The sequence below is a fragment of the Nonomuraea purpurea genome (assembly GCF_042650645.1).
Classification (GTDB): Bacteria; Actinomycetota; Actinomycetes; order Streptosporangiales; family Streptosporangiaceae; genus Nonomuraea; species Nonomuraea purpurea.
Map to the genome: position 1 here is coordinate 14,144 of NZ_JBHSBI010000003.1, position 17,333 is coordinate 31,476.

At 71.8% G+C, this 17,333-nt stretch carries 15 protein-coding genes; 2 read left to right on the forward strand and 13 right to left on the reverse strand.

Annotation, left to right across the window (positions count from 1 at the left end):
• Nucleotides 1–9 precede the first annotated feature (9 nt).
• Nucleotides 10–702, reverse strand: a complete 693-nt coding sequence (locus ACFOY2_RS06560; RefSeq protein ID WP_379527022.1) for a TioE family transcriptional regulator — start codon at nucleotides 700–702, stop codon at nucleotides 10–12.
• A 76-nt stretch (nucleotides 703–778) separates the two neighbouring features.
• On the opposite strand from ACFOY2_RS06560, the gene ACFOY2_RS06565 reads away from it, so the two are divergent.
• Nucleotides 779–1,954 (forward strand): erythromycin esterase family protein, encoded by a 1,176-nt coding sequence (locus ACFOY2_RS06565; RefSeq protein WP_379527023.1) that lies wholly within the window; start codon nucleotides 779–781, stop codon nucleotides 1,952–1,954.
• Here ACFOY2_RS06565 and ACFOY2_RS06570 read toward each other — a convergent pair.
• The 8 genes from ACFOY2_RS06570 to ACFOY2_RS06605 all read right to left on the reverse strand — a co-directional run bounded on the left by ACFOY2_RS06570 (nucleotide 1,932) and on the right by ACFOY2_RS06605 (nucleotide 9,441).
• A complete protein-coding gene (locus ACFOY2_RS06570; protein ID WP_379527024.1) occupies nucleotides 1,932–2,363 on the reverse strand; it encodes an ATP-binding protein in 432 nt (143 codons plus the stop codon). The two genes, ACFOY2_RS06565 and ACFOY2_RS06570, sit on opposite strands and share 23 nt — an antisense overlap.
• 90 nt (nucleotides 2,364–2,453) lie before the next feature.
• Nucleotides 2,454–3,596 carry an NAD(P)/FAD-dependent oxidoreductase gene (locus ACFOY2_RS06575; protein WP_379527025.1) on the reverse strand — a complete coding sequence of 381 codons (1,143 nt, stop codon included), beginning with the start codon at nucleotides 3,594–3,596 and terminating at the stop codon, nucleotides 2,454–2,456.
• 11 nt (nucleotides 3,597–3,607) lie between these two features.
• A complete protein-coding gene (locus tag ACFOY2_RS06580) occupies nucleotides 3,608–4,405 on the reverse strand; it encodes an ABC transporter permease (protein WP_379527026.1) in 798 nt (265 codons plus the stop codon).
• Complete coding sequence (locus ACFOY2_RS06585; RefSeq protein ID WP_379527027.1) at nucleotides 4,402–5,274, reverse strand: ABC transporter permease; 873 nt, start codon at nucleotides 5,272–5,274, stop codon at nucleotides 4,402–4,404. Before ACFOY2_RS06585 ends, ACFOY2_RS06580 begins: the two co-directional genes overlap by 4 nt.
• Nucleotides 5,238–6,419, reverse strand: coding sequence for an ABC transporter ATP-binding protein (locus ACFOY2_RS06590; protein WP_379527028.1), 1,182 nt, complete (start codon nucleotides 6,417–6,419; stop codon nucleotides 5,238–5,240). Before ACFOY2_RS06590 ends, ACFOY2_RS06585 begins: the two co-directional genes overlap by 37 nt.
• Nucleotides 6,420–6,477: 58 nt before the next feature.
• The gene (locus ACFOY2_RS06595; RefSeq protein ID WP_379527029.1) at nucleotides 6,478–7,521 is read right to left on the reverse strand and encodes an ABC transporter substrate-binding protein; all 1,044 of its coding nucleotides are present in this window, start codon (nucleotides 7,519–7,521) and stop codon (nucleotides 6,478–6,480) included.
• Nucleotides 7,518–8,624, reverse strand: coding sequence for an N-methyl-L-tryptophan oxidase (gene solA / locus ACFOY2_RS06600; protein WP_379527030.1), 1,107 nt, complete (start codon nucleotides 8,622–8,624; stop codon nucleotides 7,518–7,520). Before solA ends, ACFOY2_RS06595 begins: the two co-directional genes overlap by 4 nt.
• An 82-nt stretch (nucleotides 8,625–8,706) precedes the next feature.
• Nucleotides 8,707–9,441: a GntR family transcriptional regulator gene (locus tag ACFOY2_RS06605; protein ID WP_379527031.1), complete on the reverse strand. Its 735-nt coding sequence runs from the start codon at nucleotides 9,439–9,441 to the stop codon at nucleotides 8,707–8,709.
• A 285-nt stretch (nucleotides 9,442–9,726) separates the two neighbouring features.
• Between ACFOY2_RS06605 and ACFOY2_RS06610 the strand changes: the two genes are divergently transcribed.
• Nucleotides 9,727–11,553 carry a rhamnogalacturonan lyase gene (locus ACFOY2_RS06610; protein ID WP_379527032.1) on the forward strand — a complete coding sequence of 609 codons (1,827 nt, stop codon included), beginning with the start codon at nucleotides 9,727–9,729 and terminating at the stop codon, nucleotides 11,551–11,553.
• A gap of 68 nt (nucleotides 11,554–11,621) precedes the next feature.
• On the opposite strand, the gene ACFOY2_RS06615 is transcribed toward ACFOY2_RS06610, so the two are convergent.
• From ACFOY2_RS06615 to ACFOY2_RS06630, 4 genes are read right to left on the reverse strand one after another with little or no spacing between them, the layout of a single operon-like run.
• Nucleotides 11,622–12,956, reverse strand: a complete 1,335-nt coding sequence (locus ACFOY2_RS06615; protein ID WP_379527033.1) for an NAD(P)/FAD-dependent oxidoreductase — start codon at nucleotides 12,954–12,956, stop codon at nucleotides 11,622–11,624.
• Nucleotides 12,953–14,323, reverse strand: coding sequence for an NAD(P)/FAD-dependent oxidoreductase (locus ACFOY2_RS06620; protein ID WP_379527034.1), 1,371 nt, complete (start codon nucleotides 14,321–14,323; stop codon nucleotides 12,953–12,955). The genes ACFOY2_RS06615 and ACFOY2_RS06620 overlap by 4 nt, the downstream gene beginning before the upstream one ends.
• Nucleotides 14,320–15,786: an FGGY family carbohydrate kinase gene (locus ACFOY2_RS06625; RefSeq protein ID WP_379527035.1), complete on the reverse strand. Its 1,467-nt coding sequence runs from the start codon at nucleotides 15,784–15,786 to the stop codon at nucleotides 14,320–14,322. The genes ACFOY2_RS06620 and ACFOY2_RS06625 overlap by 4 nt, the downstream gene beginning before the upstream one ends.
• Before the next feature lie 2 nt (nucleotides 15,787–15,788).
• Nucleotides 15,789–17,294 (reverse strand): amino acid permease, encoded by a 1,506-nt coding sequence (locus ACFOY2_RS06630; protein ID WP_379527036.1) that lies wholly within the window; start codon nucleotides 17,292–17,294, stop codon nucleotides 15,789–15,791.
• Nucleotides 17,295–17,333 lie beyond the last annotated feature (39 nt).

A 17,333-nucleotide genomic window follows, 5' to 3' on the forward strand; every position in this document is an offset into this window, starting at 1 on the left:
CGCGCGCCTTTACATTGTAGATTCACGGACGTACGCGTCCAGCGCGGCGGCGCCCGACAACATCGCCAGCCCCCGTGCGGCCAGCCGGTCATGCCACTCAGCCAACGTGGCCTCCAGCGGCTCCGGCCCGCCCGCCGCCCTGATCCGCTCCAGCAGCTCGGCGATCTGCTCCAGCAGGTGCCCGCCCCGCCTGAGCTGGTGGGCGAGCCGGGCGTCGCGCACGTCGGCGGCGGTGTAGACGCGATACCCGGTCTGCGGGTCCCGCCGGGGCCTGACCAGCCCCGCCCGTTCCCATTTGCGCAGCGTCGCCGGCCGGATCCCGAGCCGGCGCGCCAACGGCCCGATGAACGTCACCCCCGGCTCGGGCGGGCCGGGCGGCGCCAGATCCCTGAGCGCCCGCTCCACGGACGCGAGCGTCCGCCGATCCTCCAGAAGCTGGACGTGGCTCTCGTCGATCAGCCGCAGCGCCTCCTCCACCGCGCCCTCGTTCACCGCCCGCATGATCGACGTCGCCGTCTGGTGCCCGTGCCCGGATATCAGGGCGATGAACGTGCCCAGCGCCCGCACGTGCCGCAACGTGTAGGCGCGGTAGCCGCTGGGGGTGCGTTCCGCGCCGGGCAGGATCCCCGCCTCCTCGTAGTTGCGCACCGCCTGCGTGGACAGGCCGTGCTCGCGCGCCAGATCGATGGGCCGCAATCGCATTTGAAGGTACGTCCTTGTGAACGGGAGAAAACCTCAAAGAAGTTTACACGGCGAGTTCAACGATACCGTTGAAGGTATGAACGCTTCCCTCCAGAACGCCGCCCGGCCCTTCACCCCCGACGCGATCGTCCGGCTCCTGCCCCCCACCACCCGCCTGCTCGGCCTCGGCGAGCCCACGCACGGCGTCGAGGCCTTCCTCGAACTGCGTAACGAGCTCTTCCGCCACCTCGTCGAGCACAAGGGTTACCGCTCGATCGCGATCGAGAGCGACATCCTGGCGGGCCTGATCGTCGACGGCTACGTCACCGAGGGCACGGGCACGCTCGACGACGTCATGAGCCGCGGGTTCAGCCACGGCCTCGGCGCGTCGGCCGCCAACCGCGAGCTCGTCCGCTGGATGCGCGCCCACAACCGCACCCGTCCCGCGCAGGACCGGCTGCGCTTCTACGGCTTCGACGGCCCCTTGGAGATCACCGGCCCCAGCAGCCCCCATACGCCCCTGACCACCCTGCACGGCTACCTCGCGGCCCACCTGGAGCTCCCCCACGCCGCCGAGACCGTCAACCGGCTGCTCGGCACCGACGAACGCTGGACCAACCCCGACGCCACCCTGGACCCCACCCAGTCCATCGGCCGCTCCCCCGAAGCCAAGGAGCTGCGCCTCATCACCGATGACCTGCTCGCGCTGCACGCGGCCAACGCGCCGCACCTGATCGCCCTCACCTCGCGGGAGGACTGGTGGCGCGCGGGGCTGCACGGACGCGTCGCCGCCGACATGCTGCGCTACCACGCGGGCATGGCCGACACCACACCGGCGCGTCTGCCGCACCTCATCGCCCTGCGCGATGCGATGATGGCCGCCTACCTCGGCGACATCGTCGGCCGCAGCGGACCCACCCTGGCCTTCGCCCACAACCTCCACCTGCGGCGGGACAAGAGCCGGATGCACTTCGGCGGCATGCCGCAGCAATGGTGGAGCGCCGGCGCCCTCGTCGGCGCCGCGCTCGGCGACGAGTACGCCTACGTCGCCTCCACGTTCGGCACCCAAGGGGACGACGTGCCCGCCCCGGACACCGTGGAGGGCGTCCTGTCCGCGCTCACGGACGAATACTCGGTCATCGACCCCCGCGACCTGGACCTCGCCCGCGTGACGGCGCGCGTCCCGGCCAGTTTCCGCTACTTCGCCCTCGATCCGGCCACCGTGAACCAAGCCGACGGGATCGTGTTCGTCAAGGAGATCCCGCCAGTCTGACCCGGCCCTTGCCGCCGGTCGCGGGCACGAGCAGGTCCATGGCCAGCCGCACGACCGTGCCGCCCGGTCCTGTCACGTAGTCCGTCTCGTCCGACAGCCGCCGCGTCAGCCAGATGCCGCGCCCGCCCAGGGACGACGGCCCGGGCAGCACCGCCGCCTCCAGCACCCCGGCGGGGATCCCCGGCCCGCGGTCGGCGACCTCGCACACGAGCCGTCCGTCCCGCTCCCACATCCGCAGCCGCCCCCGGCCGCCGCCGTGCTCGACCGCGTTCACCAGGCATTCGTTGACCGCCCCGAGAAGATCACCCAAACGTTCCCCCGTCATCCCGAGCCGCCGGGCCGAGGCCGACACCATGGCGCGCGTGCGTGACAGGCCTCCCTTGTCGAAGTCCACGCTGAGCAGCTCCATGATGTCAAGGTCGCTGTCGATTCGGCGCCGGGCAGTGCCGGAGGTGACAGAACGTGAGATTCTACAGACCTCTGGCCTTTACATTGTAGATCACTGTTGTCCTGGGCGTCGGGCCGCCGCCGGAGGCGGGCCCGCGCTCCCGTCGGTGAAACGGCCGGGACGGAACGGCGCCAGCAACGACGACTCCTGTCCGAACACCTCGCCCGCCACCTCCGACATCAGCAGCGGCGCCAGCGTCACCCCGCTGTGCGTGGCCACCGTGTACACCCGCCGCCCGGCGTCGGCGAAGCCCGCCACGGTGAGCCCGTCGCCGGGCATCGCGCGCTGGCCCACGACCGCCCGCTCCACCGCGGCGCCCTCCGTGGCGCGCAGCACGGCGGCCAGCCGGCCCATGATGTCCGACGACACCTCGGCCGGCACCGGGAGCGTCGGGTCCGCCCGGCCGTCCAGCGACAACGCCTGCAGCAGCAGCCGTCCGCCGCCGTCGGGGCGCAGGTTGAGCCCGGCCGTGGTGAGCACCCGCGACAGCCGCGCGGGCACGGGCGTCGTCGTGACGAGGAAGCCGTTGGTGATCCTGCCGGACACCAGCGGGTCCAGCATCGGCACCGTCACCCCCGCCAGCGCCGCCACCTGCTCGCTCCACCGGCCCGCGCAGGTCACGACGACGTCGGCGGCGAATGTCCGCCCGTCGGCCACCGTCACCTTGACTCCCGACGACGACGACTCGATCGCGGTGGCCTCGGCCCCGAGCTCGACCGCCGCCCCGTCGTCGCGGGCCGCGCCGAGCAGGCGGCCCAGCAGCCGCACCGGCTGGACGTAGGCCTCGACGGGGAAGAACACGTACTCGGCGCCGGGAGGCGGCGGCACCAGGTCGGGTTCCAGGGCCAGGGCGCGACGAGCGGTCACCCGCTCGACCGGGTAGCCCATGCCGACCAGCCGCCGCACGCGGGCCTCGAGCAGCTCCTTGTGCTCGTCGGTGACGGCGTACTCGAGGTTGCCCGTCGGGAAGAACCAGTCGCCGGGGAGCTGGTGGTGGGCCCAGACGGCGGCGTGGTTGAGGTCGAAGTACTCCTTCGGCACCTTGTTGTTGGCGTTGATCCACGCGACCGACGTGGAGGTCGTACCGGCCCCCGGGATGCGCGCCTCCAGGACGGTGACCTGCGCGCCGCGCCGGGTGAGGCCGGCCGCGACCGCGGCTCCGACCACCCCCGCGCCGATGACGACGACTCGCACGCTGTCTCCTCTCACTTGTGCTCCTGATCGGCGCCGAACAGCTTGGCCACGCCGACGAAACGCTCGATGACCACGACGGCGACCGCGGCGAACACCACCATCAGGGTTCCGATCGCGGTGACCGTGGGGTCGTAGTCGTACTGCATGTAGTTGAAGATCCGCACGGGCAGCGTCTGCAGGTCGGTCGTGACCACGAACAACGCCACCGTCAGGTCGTCGAAGGAGGTGATGAAGGCGAAGAACGCGCCCCCGATCAGCGCCCCGCGCACGGCCGGCAGCGTGACGTGCCAGAACACCAGGAACGGCGCCGCGCCCAGCCCCGCCGCCGCCTTCTCCGCCGCCCGGTCCAGGCCCGCGAGCCCGGCCAGCACCAGCCGCACCGCGTACGGAACGGTCAGCACCAGGTGGGCCAGCAGCAGCGTGAACGGGCTCGAGGCCAGCCCCATCTGCGCGAACCACTGCAGCAACCCGATGCCGAGCACGATCGTCGGCACCGCGAACGCGCTGGACAACACCGCCTCAAGCGCGCCCCGCCCGGGGAAGCGGTAGCGGTGGATGGCCAGCCCGCCGGCCAGCCCCACCACCGCCGACACCGCCGCCGCGGCCAGCGCGACGCCCGCGCTGAGCGCGAACGACGACAGGAACTCCGGCTTGCCGAACACCTCGGCGTACCAGCGCAGCGTGATGCCCCGCGGCGGGAAGGTCACGTAGGACGTCGTGGTGAGCGAGGAGGCCACGGTCACCAGGATTGGCGCCAGCAGGAACAGCCCGACGAGAAAGGCGAAGATCGTCCCGAGCACCCGGCTCATCCGAACACCACTCCCCCGCCGCCCCTGCGCAGCAGGCGCGAGTAGCCGAGCAGCAGCCCGGTCGTCACGACCACCAGCACGAACCCGATCGCGGCCGCGTAGGGCCAGTCGAGCGTCGTGGTCGCCTGCGTGTAGACGAAGTACGGCATGAGCTTGACCTTCGGCCCGCCCAGGATCGCCGGGGTGACGAAGCTGGAGGCCGTCAGGCTGAACACGATCATCGCTCCTGCCAGCATGCCGGGCGCCGACAGCGGCAGCGTGATCCGCCAGAAGCACGTCCAGGCGGGCGCGCCGAGACCCTTGGCGGCCGGCACCAGCGTCGGGTCGATCCGGTCGAGGCTGCCCATGAGGGGCAGCACCATGTACGCCAGCATCACGTGCACCATGCCGATGAGCACGGCCGTGTCGTTGTAGAGCATCTGGGGCGGGGTCAGGCCGAACCAGGAGATGACGGCCGCGATCGGCCCGTTCGGCCCGAGCACGACCAGCCACCCGTACGCGCGGATGACCATGCTGATCAGCAGCGGCGACAACAGCAACAACGCCAGCCAATTACGCACGCGATCGGAGCGGCCACGCATGTAGAGCGCGAACGGATAGCCGACGAGAAGGCAGCCGATCGTGGTCATACCGGCGACCTTCAGCGTGTTCCACAGCACGTCGCGGTAGAACGGGTCGCCGAGGAAACGCCCGTAGTTGTCCAGCGTGAACGCGCCCGTCTGCGTCTTGAAACTGTTGGCCACCAGCGTGAACAGCGGCGCCACGAACAGCAGCGCGAAGATCGCGAGGGCGGGCAGCGCGAGCAGCAGGCCCGTCCGCCTGCGGGGGCCGCTCAGCGACCGGCCAGCGACGCGTCCGACGGCCGCCATGCGCACCTCACCTCCTCCCCCACCGCGGGCACCTCGGCGTCGAACGGCAGCGCCGCAGTCACGTCCCCCGCGGGGGTGGCGACCACGCAGCGGATCCGCGAGCCGAGAAAGCGCGTCTCGCTCACGACGCCTTTCAGCCCTGGCCCCTCGCGCTGGACGCGGACGACCTCGGGCCGCACGTAGACCCGCACCGCCGCCCCCGCCACAGGCGGGTCACCCACCGGGGTCGCGGCCACCGTGGTGCCCGCGACCTCACAGGCATACCCGTCCGCTGACGTGCCCACAGCGGACCCCATTGCGGCCGGGCCCGCCGCGGACCCCATTGCGGCCGGGCCCGCCGCGGACCCCATTGCGGCCGGGCCCGCCGCGATGCCGTCGAGGGCGTTGACCTCGCCGATGAACTGCGCCACGAAGTCGCCGGCCGGCCGCAGATAGATCTCCTGGGGGCTGTCGAGCTGGTGGATGACGCCGTCGGCCATGACCGCGATCCGGTCGGATACCGCCAGCGCCTCCTCCTGGTCGTGGGTGACGAGGATCGTGGTGGTGCCGATGCGCCGCTGCAGCGAGACGACCTCCTCGCGCAGCCGCACCCGGAGCTGGGCGTCGAGGTTGGAGAACGGCTCGTCGAGCAGCAGCAGGTCCGGCTGGATGACCAGGGCCCTGGCCAGCGCGGCCCGCTGCTGCTGCCCGCCGGACAACTGGCGCGGATGCCGCTCGGCCATGCCGTCCAGGCCGACCATCTCCAGCACCTCGGCGACGCGCTTCCTGCGGCCGGCGGCGGCGACCTTGCGCATGCGCAGCCCGAACGCCACGTTGTCGGCGATCGTCATGTGCGGGAACAGCGCGTACGACTGGAAGACCATGCCCATGGAGCGGCGGTGCGGCGGGGTGCCGGTGATGTCCGCGCCGTCCACCTCGATCACGCCGCCGTCGGCGGTCAGGTGGCCGGCGATCATGTTGAGGGTGGTGGTCTTGCCGCACCCGGACGGGCCGAGCAGGGTGAGGAACTCGCCCGGCTCGGTCTCCAGGTCCACCGCGGAGACCACCTCCTTGCCGCCCAGGACCTTGCGCACGCCGTCCAGCCGCAGCCGCCCCCGGCGCACGGCCGTCTCGGCGGGCGCCTCGGTCACGCTCATCCCCCTCATGAACCCTCCTTCGTCGGGCCCATGTTCCCCTGCTTACTGATGACCTCGGCAAGCTCGGTCATGAGGTCTCGATCTCCTTGTTCCAGCGGTCCGTCCACGCCGCACGGTTCTTGTTGATCAGGGGCCAGTCGAGCTTGCGCAGATCGGCGGCCTGATCCTGGCCGACGACCTTCTTGGCCAGCTCCGGGTCGAGGGTGACGCCGTTGACGGCCGGGCCGTTGAAGTTGAAGGCGGCCATCGTCTGCTGCGCCTCCGGCTCCAGCAGCGTGTTGACGAACGTGTGCGCCAGGTCGGCGTGCGGCGCCTTGTTCACCACGTTCACGGTGGCGATCAGCGGCAGCGCGCCCTCCTCCGGGTAGACGAACGCGATCGGGAAGCCCTTGGCGGCCAGCGTCTGCACCCGCGAGTTGCCCCACACGGTGGCCACGGCCTGGCCCTGCAGGAAGTAGTTGGACACGTCCGCGGTGGTGTCGAAGGTGACCGCGTTCGCGGCGACCTTCTTCACGCCCGCGAAGCCCGGGTCGATGTCCTGCTCGGAGCCGCCGCCGACCTTGGCCGCCATGAGCAGCGCGCCCAGACCGTACGTCTGCGTGATGGACGGCATGACGAGCTTGCCCTTGAGCCCCGCGTTCTCCAGGTCAGCCAGCCGCTTCGGCGCGGGGAGCCCGTTCTTGGCGTAGTAGTCGGTGTTGTAGGCGATGCCGGTGGCGTTCAGGGAGAAGCCCACGCCGACGTCGCCGGGCAGGCGGGCGATGTCGATCACGTTCGCCAGGTTCGTGACCTTCTTGGGGTCGAGCGCCGCGAGCAGGCCCGCCTCGACCGCCTGGTTCTGCACGCCGTCGTCGATGAGGGCCACGTCGATCTGCGGGGCGGCCTGCTGTGCCTTCAGTTTGGCGACCGTGTCGGTGGAGCTGCCGGAGATGTAGGTGACCTTGCAGCCGCAGGACTTCTCGAATCCCGGGATGACCGACTTCTTGAACGCCTCCTCGTACGAGCCGCCGTACCCGGCGATGACCAGCGTGTTCGGGGCGGCGGACGGGGTGGGGGCGCCGCAGGCGGTGAGGGCGAGCAGGAGTCCGAGGGCTGGCGTTGCGGGTTTCATGGCAACCTCCGAAGGGGGCGGTTCGGGGCCAGGTGGCCGATGTCGCGCGTGGTCGCGCCGGTTTCGACCAGGTCGGCGATGATGTCGCCGAAGACGGGGGCGAGTTTGAAGCCGTGCCCGCTGAAGGCGGTGGCGAGCACGGTACGGCCCCGCCTGCCGAGCAGGCCGTGGCCGTCGGGGGTGAAGGCGTCGCAGTACGTCGCCACGCGCACGGGATCGGGCCGCAGACCCGGCAGCGTCTCGGCCACCGCGCGCGCGAGCTGTTCGACGTAGGCGACCGGCACGCTGCGGGCCAGGTCGTCCGGCGAGCCGATCTCCTGCCACGGGACGTGCAGGTTGACCTTGACGCCCACGCCGTCCACCGCGGGGAAGCAGGAGTAGGCGGGCTCGCCGACGCGGATGGCGATCGGGCACCTGTCCGGATCGAACAGGCTCTCGTCGCGGCGCGGGAACCAGGTCGAGGTGATGGCCTTCGTGGACAGGGCGAGGCCGGGCAGCAAAGCCCGCGCCCACGGGCCCGGGGTCATGACGACGTGGCTGAAGCGGTGTTCGCCCTCCTGCGCCAGCACCGTCACGCCGTCGGCGTCCTCCTTGACCTGTTTGACGGGGGTGTAGCGGGCGATGCGCGCGCCCGCCCGCTCGGCCGCCGCCGCGGCGGCCACGACGGACGCCTCGGGACGCAGGTAGCCGGCGTCGCGGTCGACGACCATGATCTCGCCGTCGCGCAGCGGGTGCTCGGGGACGCGGTCGTTGCCGGTCAGGACCTCGACGGGCAGGTCGTGGGCCCGGGCCGACTCCAGCACCGCCCGGATCTTCGGGTGGTCGCGCGGGCCGACCGTGACGCCGCCGACGGGGGTCAGCAGGCGACTGCCGGCGGATCGTTCCAGTTCCTCCCACAGGGCGCGGGCCTGGCGCAGCAGCGGCACGTACGCCGGGCCCTCCTTGTAGGCGGTGCGGAAGATCCGCGACTCGCCGCCCGCGGCGCCGCGGTCGTGGCCGGGGGCGTAGGCGTCGAAGCCGACGGCGGGGATGCCCCGCTCGGCCAGACGCCACAGAGCCATGGACCCGACGGTTCCCGTTCCGATGACGGCGACCGACCTCATGGATGCGCTCCTGTTCTGGTGACGGCTTTCGGGTACGCCTGGGTGGGGCACCTGGTCGCAGGCACCCGATATCGTCGGTCGGCTAGGAGCGGTCGGCGGAGCCGCTTAAATCGGTCTCCACGTAGAAACGATCGGACCTGGTCGGCACGATCTCTTCCAGGAGTTCGGCGATCTCGCCGCGGCGGGTCCACGTCTCGCGGGTCCAGCGGAAGACGGGGGTGCCCTCCGGCAGGCCGAACAGCTCGGCCTCGACCTCGTCGAGCACGTGGGGGTCGACGTAGAGCCTGGCGCGCACCAGTTCGACGCCGCGGTCGCGCAGGTAGGCGTGGGTGGTCAGGGGGCCCAGCGGCTGCTGCAGCAGGTCGGGGGCCAGCCGGAACGGCAGCACGTGCAACTCGGTGTTCATGACGTGGCCGTCAGCGCCTATCTTGTGGCGCTCCATCTGGACGACGGCCTCGTCGCCTGGCACGCCGGGCAGCCGCAGGCGCGCCGCCTGGGCGGGCAGCACCTGCGCCGAGATGACGCGGTGGTCTCCGTGCGCCTCCGGGCCCTGGATCAGCAGGCCGGTGAAACGCAGCAGGTTGTGCCGGCCGACGGCCTGGGCCACGAAGCTGCCGCGCTTGCGGAAGCGGACGATGAGCCCGGCGTCGGCCAGGTCGCGGAGGGCTCGCTGCACGGTGATGCGCGAGACCCCGAACTCCTCGCAGAGATCGACCTCGGTGGGGATGCGGGTGCCCGGTCCCCATTGACCGGTGCGGATACGTGCCTCCAGCGCTCTGCGGATCCTCACGTGGAGCAGGAGGTCACGTTCTGACATGCCAAAATACTGGTTGCCACAATTAGTTATGTCAATACTCCTTTAGACATAACTTATGGGCCTTGACGATGGTGAGGCGGCAGCTTGCGCGGACGGGGCGGGCTGGCTTTAATACGGCCCCAGCCATCACCGCCCTCATCGAGGAGCACTCGTGACCATCTGCGCAGGCCGGACGCCCAGCGCGCCTCTGTTAGCGCTACCACGGCGCTATTCGGCTCCATGAAACTTTCTTTTCGCCCATCGGGAAAGCGCTTACCAACTCCCCCGGCACGGAAGGACACCACCATGCGGTTACCCCACCTGACCGCCGTACTCGCCCTGGCCGCAACCCTCATCACCCCGGCCGCCGCCGCCCACGCGGCCCCGCCGACCAAACAGATGGAAGACCTCGACCGCGGCCTGATCAGCGTGCGTTCCGGTTCCGGCAACCTCCTCTCCTGGCGGCTCCTCGGCACCGACCCCGACGGCGTCTCCTTCAACCTCTACCGAGGCTCCACCAGGGTCGCCTCGGGCGTGACCGCCTCCACGAACTACCTGGACAACGGGGCCGCCGCCGACGCCTCGTACACGGTCAGGGCGGTGGTCGGAGGGGCCGAGCAGGCCGCGTCCCCCGCCTCGCTCCGCTTCACCGGCGGCTCCTACCTGGACGTCCCGATCCAGCCGCCCTCGGGCGGCACCACGCCCGACGGGGTCGCCTACACCTACAGCGCCAACGACGCCGGCGTCGGCGACATGGACGGCGACGGCCAGTACGAGATCGTGCTGAAGTGGGACCCGTCCAACGCCAAGGACAACTCCCAGTCGGGCTACACCGGCAACGTCTTCGTGGACGCCTACCGCCTCGACGGCACCCGGCTGTGGCGCATCGACCTGGGCCGCAACATCCGCGCCGGCGCCCACTACACGCAGTTCCAGGTCTACGACTACGACGGCGACGGCCGGGCCGAGGTCGCGATGAAGACCGCCGACGGCACCAGGGACGGCCGCGGCACGCTGATCGGCAGCTCCAGCGCCGACTACCGCAACTCCAGCGGGTACGTGCTGAGCGGGCCCGAGTTCCTGACCATGTTCAACGGTCTGACGGGCGCCGCCATGTCCACGGTGAACTACGACCCGCCACGCGGCACGGTCTCCTCATGGGGCGACAACTACGGCAACCGGGTGGACCGCTTCCTGGCGGGAACGGCGTACCTGGACGGTGAACGTCCCTCGCTGATCATGGCGCGCGGCTACTACACCCGCAGTGTCATCGCCGCCTGGGACTTCCGCAACGGCACGCTGACCAAGCGGTGGACGTTCGACAGCAACTCGGCGGGCTCGCAGTGGACCGGCCAGGGCAGCCACAGTCTGTCCGTCGGGGACGTGGACGCCGACGGCCGCGACGAGATCGTCTACGGCGCCATGGCCGTCAACGACAACGGCACCGGCATGTGGACCACGGGAACCGGCCACGGCGACGCCCAGCACCTGGGCGACTTCGACCCGGCCAGGGCGGGCCTTGAGTACTTCAAGGTCAGCGAGTCGACCTCCCAGCCGGGTTCGCTCTACATCGACCCGCGTAACGGCCAGATCCTCTGGTCGACCGCCTCCGGCTCCGACAACGGGCGCGGCGTGGCGGGCGACATCTCGACCGTCAGGATCGCCGGCGAGTTCTGGTCGGCCTCCGACGGCAACCTGCGCAGCGTCACCGGCAACAACGCCGGCCGCAAACCGTCCTCGGTCAACTTCCTCATCTGGTGGGACGCCGACCCGGTCAGGGAACTGCTCGACCAGACCAGGATCGACAAGTACGGCACCAGCTCGGACACCCGCCTGCTGACCGCCTCCGGCGTGCACTCCAACAACGGCACCAAGGCGACGCCCTCGCTCTCGGGCGACCTGTTCGGCGACTGGCGCGAGGAGGTCATCTGGCCCACCAGCGACAACCGCGCGCTGCGCGTCTACTCCACCACCACGCCCACCGACCGGCGCATCTACACCCTCATGCACGACCCGCTCTACCGGGTGTCGGTCGCCTGGCAGAACACCGCCTACAACCAGCCGCCGCACACCGGTTTCTTCCTGGGAGACGGCATGCCCACGCCGCCCAGGCCGAACATCTACGTGCGCTGATCATGACGGCCGCCCGGTGGGGTCTTCGGGCCGCTTCTGGGCCGCCTGGTGACCGACCGGCCGGGCGGTCACCCCAGCGTGAGGTGCACAGGACCGCCCGCCGGGTCGGCGCCGGCCACGAGGGAGAAGGGGACGCGGAAGACCCGGCCCGGGGCGGCGGGCCACGGGAGCCGGGTGCGGCCGAGGAGGCGTCCGTCCTGGACGGCGGCGACGCGGGGCAGCGCTCTGAAGTCGTCGGACCACAGCAGGAGCCTGCCCCGGGAGGGCGGCGGCCCGCCGGGACGGACGATCTGCGGCGCGACCCAGCGCAGGGGCGCCTCGGCCACCAGCGGCACGCCCCCGGCCGGGGCGGGATCGCCTGCCAGGTGCCCGAGGACGGCCGAGGCCACGTGGCGGCCGTCGAGCGCGGCCACGTCGGCGGTGTCGACCGGGTGCAGGAGGTTGCCTGCCGCGAACACGCCGGGCAGGCTCGTGGCCAGGGAGGTGTCCACACGCGGCCCGAGCGTGGCCGCGTCCATCTCCAGGCCGCCCGCGCGGGCGAGCTCGTGGTCGGGGATCCAGTCGCCGGTGGTGATCACGGTGTCGCAGGGGACGCGGTGGCGGGTCCCGGTGTCGAGGTTCTCGATGTCGACCGAGGTCACCCGGCCCTTGCCGTGGATGGCGACGAGCCGGGTGCGGGCGCGGACGAGCACGCCGAAGGCCAGCCGTCCGGGAACGCGGAAGGCGGTGTAGGCCTCGGGCTTGGCGTACTCGCTGGTCATCAGCACCGTGCGGCAGCCGGCTTCGTGCAGTGTCAGGACCGCCGACCAGCTCACCAGTTCGGCGCCGACGACCACGGCGCGCCGTCCGACCTCGCGGTGGTGCAGGTGGACGAGGTTCTGGAGCTGCCCGGTGGTGTAGACGCCGTCGGGCCGGTCGCCGGCGATGAGCCGGGCCGGGCGGGGCCGTTCCCTGGCGCCGGTCGCCAGCACCACGGCGTCGGCCTGGACGAGGCGGCGGCCGCGCGGCGAGGTCACCTCAAGGGCGAGCGGCTGGGTGGCCTCCAGGGCGCGTGACGACGTCGCCTCCAAGGCGCGCGGCGACGTCGCGTCCGGGACGCGCGGCGGCATCGCGTCCGGGGCCGGGGGTGCGGCCCAGCCGGTGACCATGGCCTCGGTTTCCAGCCGTGCCCCGGCCTCGCGGGCGGAGCGGGTCAGCCTGCGGGCGTATTCGGGCCCGGAGATGAATCTGCGCAGGTCGCGGATGCCGTAGCCGGGGTGGTCGCTGTGGCGGGGGATGCCGCCGGTCTCCGGTTCGCGTTCCAGGACCAGGACGTCGCCGTCCACGGCCGGGGCGAGGGCGGCGGCCGCGGTCAGTCCCGCCGGGCCGCCGCCGATGACGGCCACCCGTACCCGCTCGGTCATTTCTTCTCCCCCTCGAAGATCTCGCGTACCCGGGCTCCGCAGTAGAAGCCCTGGCAGCGTCCGTTCATGGCTCTGGTGCGGCGGCGCAGGCCGTCCGGCCCGGCGGGCGGGATCGCCGACGTCAGGGCGTCGCGGATCTCCCCTCGCGTCACCCGCTCGCAGAAGCAGACGATCCGGCCGTATTCGGGGTCGGAGGCGATCGCGGCGGCGTCCTGGTAGGGGCGGGGGAAGGCCTCGCCGAGGTTGGGCATGCGGGGCGGCGCGGGCAGGCCGGCGCGCGGGCTGAGGTCGAGATGGCCCTTGAGGAGGTCTCCGGCGTGTTCCGCGATCGCCATGCCGGCGGTCAGGCCGGTGGAGCGGATGCCGCCGATCAGCAGGTAGCGCTGTTCGGCGTCGAGGTCGATGAGGTAGTCGTCGTGCCCGCTCGCGGCGCGCAGGCCCGCGTAGGTGGCGGTGACCTCCTCCTTCATCAGCCGGGGCATGAGCGCGGCGCCCTTTTCGCGCAGGAACCTCAGCCCCGCTTCCGAGGTGCCGGTGGCGGTGCGGTCGGTCAGGTCCTCGGCGGTCGGGCCGAGCATGACGTTGCCGTAGATGGTGGGGCTGACGAGCACGCCCTTGCCCGCGGACGAGGGCACCGGCAGCACGATGCAGGGCGCCAGCGGCCGGGCGAGTTTGTCGAAGACCAGCAGTTCGCCTCGGCGCGGCGTGACGGTGAAGCGGTCGTGGCCGAAGAGGGCGTCGAGCGCGTCGGCGCCGAGCCCGGCGGCGTTGACCACCCAGCGGGCGGTGACCTCGCCCCGGGTGGTCGCCAGCCGGGTGGCACCGGGGCCGACGTGGGCCTGCGTGACGCGGTGGCCGCGCAGCAGCGTCACGCCGCGGTTGACGGCGTCGGTGGCCAGGGCGAGGTTGGTGGTCCATGTGCAGATGACGGATTCGCCGGGGACGGTCAGGCCGCCGAGGGCGCCGGGGCCGAGGGCGGGGACCCGGCGGTAGACCTCGGCGGCCTCGACGATCTCGCAGGCGTCGTAGCCGTTGCGTTCGGCCTTGGCGCGCAGGCCGGGCAGGGCGTCGAGCTGTTCGTCCGTCCAGGCGACGAGCAGCGCTCCTGTGCGTTCCACGGGGATGCCGGTGGCCTGGGCGTAGTCGCCGAGCAGGTCGTAGCCTCGGGCGACCAGGCGGGATTCCAGGGTGCCCGGTTTGGCGTCGAAGCCGGTGTGCAGGATGGCGGTGTTGGCCTTGCTGGTGCCGTCGCCCACGTCGTCGCGCGCCTCCAGGAGCGCCACCGACAGGGTGGTGCCGCCCACCAGGCGCGCGACGGCCGCGCCGACGATGCCGCCGCCGATCACGGCCACGTCGTAGGTGTTCACTGCTTCTCCTTCGGCGACTTCGGCGACTTCGGCGACTTCGGCGACTTCGGCGACAGGGTGGCGCGGGCGGCGGCCTGCCACCGCTCCAGGTGGTCGGCGGCCCGGTCGGCGGGCCAGGCGGGTTCGTAGGTGGCCGACGGCTGCCAGCCGCCGACCGTCTCGGCCAGGTCCAGGGACGGGTCGAGTGCTGTCAGGGCGCAGGCTGCGGCGCCGAGCGGGGTCGCGTGCGGTGACGGGTAGACCTCCACGGGGATCTGGGCGAGGTCGGCCTGCGCCTGCATGAGGACGCGTGAGCGGGTCAGGCCGCCGTCGACGCGCAGCCGGGACAGCGGCGCGCGCAGGTCCGCGCCGACCAGCGCGGTCAGCTCGGCGACCTGGGCGGCGATCCCTTCCAGGAGCGCCCGGACGAGGTGGCCCCTGCCGGTGCTGAGCGTCATGCCGGTGAAGGAGGCGGTGGCGGCGGAGTCCCACCACGGCGCGGCCAGGCCGGCGAGCGCGGGCACGCACAGCACGTTTTCGCTGGAGGCAGCCGCGACCGTGTCGAGCTGGTCGGCGCCGGAGATGAGGCCGAGGTCGGCGAGCCAGCGCACGGCCGAGGCAGCGGTGTAGACCTGGCCGTCCACGCAGTAGCGGGTTTCGCCGCGCAGCCGCCAGGCGATCGAGGTCGCCAGGCCCGACGCCGAGCGGGCCGCGGACGTCCCGAGCTGGGCGAGCAGGAACGCGCCCGTGCCGTAGGTGCATTTGGCGGTGCCCGCCTCCAGGCACGCCTCGGCCAGCAGCGCGGCCTGCTGGTCGACGATCAGCCCGGTCACCGGGAGTTCCGGCCCGAACGCGGTGGTCGTGCCGACGACGGCGTCGCTGGCGACGATCTCGGGGAGGCGTTCCGCGCCGAGCCCGAACACCTCGAGCAGCTCGCCGTTCCAGTGGGTGTCCTCCAGGCCGAGCAGCAGGGAGCGGCCCGCGGTGGAGGCGTCGGTGACGAAAGCGCCGCACAGGTGGTGGATCAGCCAGGTGTCGGTGGTCGTCACGACGCCGTCGGTGGTGAGCTCTTCCCTGATCCAGCGCATCTTCGGCGCCGAGAAGTAGGGGTCGAGCACCAGGCCGGTGAGCGTGGCGAGCCGGTCGGTGTGCGCGGCCCGCGCCGCGCACACCCGCTCGGCCCTGCGGTCCTGCCAGACGATGGCGGGGGTGAGCGGCGTGCCGGTCGCGGGGTCCCAGGCCAGGACGGTCTCGCCCTGGTTGGCCAGGGCGACGGCGTCCAGGGGCACGCCCGCCTCGGCGGCGGCGCGCCGTCCGGCGGTCAGGACGGAGTCGAGCAGGGCCCGAGGGTCCTGTTCGACTCCGCCGCCTTCCAGGTAGTGCGGGCGCAGGGTCTCCTCGGCGATCGCCAGGACGGCCCCGGCGGCGTCCACGACGATGGCCTTGGTCCCGGACGTGCCCTGGTCGATCGCGAGGATGTGCATCGTCAGCTCTGCTCCTTGCGCGCGAAAGTGGCGTCGATCGAGTGCATGTCGGGCATGTCCAGTGCCCTGCGGCCGCGGGTCGCCAGCAGCGTCACGAGGTACGCCGCGCCGATCACGACCATCACCAGAACGTAGAGCCAGGCGTCGCGGAAGGAGGCGTCGCGGAAGAGGGACAACTCGAACACCAGCCAGACGACCGACACGGCCAGGACGGGTTTCTCCCACCGGCCCAGGTCGAACTTGCCGCCCGCCGGCAGCGAGCGCCGCTTGGCGAGGTAGAGCGCGACGGTCGCGGCGTAGATGACGGCCGGCAGCAGGGTGGCCGCGCCGAACAGGGTGAACAGGGCGTCCTGCGAGAAGGCCGAGAACAGGCCCAGGATCACCTCGGCGAGCGCCACGTAGAACAGCGTCGCCCGCAGCGGGGTGCCGAAACGGGGCGAGACCCGCTTCCACTGACGCCAGCCGGGGAAGCGCTCGTCGCGGGACATCGCCCAGGTGAGGCGGGTGCCCGTCATCATGATGACCAGGCCGCAGGCGAAGATCGCCAGCACGACCAGCAGCAGCAGGAGCGTGGCGACGATCGGGCCGAGGGTGTGCTTGATGACGTCGGCGATCGGGGTGCCGGACGCGGCGAGCGCCACCGGGTCACCGGCCGCGAGCGTCACCGCGACCAGGAACAGCATTCCCAGGACGCCGGAGGCCAGGACGGCCTGCCACATGGCCCGTGGCACCACCCGTTCCGGGTCGTTGGTCTCCTCGGCGAGGTTGGCCGCCGACTCGAACCCGACGATGGTGAACGCGCCGAGCAGGAAGCCCAGCACCCACGGCCCGGCCGAGGTCAGGTCGCCGAAGCCCCAGTACCCCTCCGCGGGCACGGCGCCGCGGCTCCACAGGTTGGCGAAGTCCATGTCGTTGCGGACCGCGGCCACGACGAGCAGCAGGACGGTCAGCAGCACCATGCCGACGAGTTCGGCCGACACGGCGGCGTTGTTGACCTTCTCCGACCACCGCGTCGAGCCGCCGACGAGCGCGGCCTGCCCGAGCAGGATCACCGCGGTGACGGCCCAGGTGATGCCGCCGCTCGCCGTGTAGTCGAGCAGGACGGGCAGGACGGTCGAGGCCACGGTGTAGTCCACGGCCACGACGACGACGGCCAGGAACATGAACGAGATCCAGCCGATGATCCAGCCGAGCACCGGGTTGGCCAGGCGGGAGGTCCACTGGTAGGCGTAGCCGGTCACGGGGATCCGGGAGGCCAGCGAGCCGATGACGAACGCGACCGCGAGCTGGCCGACGACCGCGATCGGCCAGGTCCAGATGCCGAGCGGCCCTGAGGAGTTCAGCACCGACCCGTAGGTGGTGAAGATGCCGGTCGCGATCGAGACGAACGCGAAGGCCACGGCGAACGAGGCGAACCTGCCGGTCCGCCGTTCGAAGGACTGTTCGTAGCCGAACCGGGCCAGCCCGTCGCTGTCGGTCGAGCCCGCGCGCTCTGTGTGTTCTCTCATCGCAACCTCCCTCTTGGTATATACCATGTGGTGTGGACC

Bases quoted from the DNA above. Each gene is read 5' to 3' on its own strand.
- ACFOY2_RS06590 (WP_379527028.1), bottom strand. From the start codon at position 6,419: ATGAGGGGGATGAGCGTGACCGAGGCGCCCGCCGAGACGGCCGTGCGC.
- ACFOY2_RS06605 (WP_379527031.1), bottom strand. From the start codon at position 9,441: ATGTCAGAACGTGACCTCCTGCTCCACGTGAGGATCCGCAGAGCGCTG.
- ACFOY2_RS06595 (WP_379527029.1), bottom strand. From the start codon at position 7,521: ATGAAACCCGCAACGCCAGCCCTCGGACTCCTGCTCGCCCTCACCGCC.
- ACFOY2_RS06565 (WP_379527023.1), top strand. From the start codon at position 779: ATGAACGCTTCCCTCCAGAACGCCGCCCGGCCCTTCACCCCCGACGCG.
- ACFOY2_RS06580 (WP_379527026.1), bottom strand. From the start codon at position 4,405: ATGAGCCGGGTGCTCGGGACGATCTTCGCCTTTCTCGTCGGGCTGTTC.
- ACFOY2_RS06625 (WP_379527035.1), bottom strand. From the start codon at position 15,786: ATGCACATCCTCGCGATCGACCAGGGCACGTCCGGGACCAAGGCCATC.
- ACFOY2_RS06615 (WP_379527033.1), bottom strand. From the start codon at position 12,956: ATGACCGAGCGGGTACGGGTGGCCGTCATCGGCGGCGGCCCGGCGGGA.
- ACFOY2_RS06585 (WP_379527027.1), bottom strand. From the start codon at position 5,274: ATGGCGGCCGTCGGACGCGTCGCTGGCCGGTCGCTGAGCGGCCCCCGC.
- solA (WP_379527030.1), bottom strand. From the start codon at position 8,624: ATGAGGTCGGTCGCCGTCATCGGAACGGGAACCGTCGGGTCCATGGCT.
- ACFOY2_RS06610 (WP_379527032.1), top strand. From the start codon at position 9,727: ATGCGGTTACCCCACCTGACCGCCGTACTCGCCCTGGCCGCAACCCTC.
- ACFOY2_RS06560 (WP_379527022.1), bottom strand. From the start codon at position 702: ATGCGATTGCGGCCCATCGATCTGGCGCGCGAGCACGGCCTGTCCACG.
- ACFOY2_RS06630 (WP_379527036.1), bottom strand. From the start codon at position 17,294: ATGAGAGAACACACAGAGCGCGCGGGCTCGACCGACAGCGACGGGCTG.
- ACFOY2_RS06570 (WP_379527024.1), bottom strand. From the start codon at position 2,363: ATGGAGCTGCTCAGCGTGGACTTCGACAAGGGAGGCCTGTCACGCACG.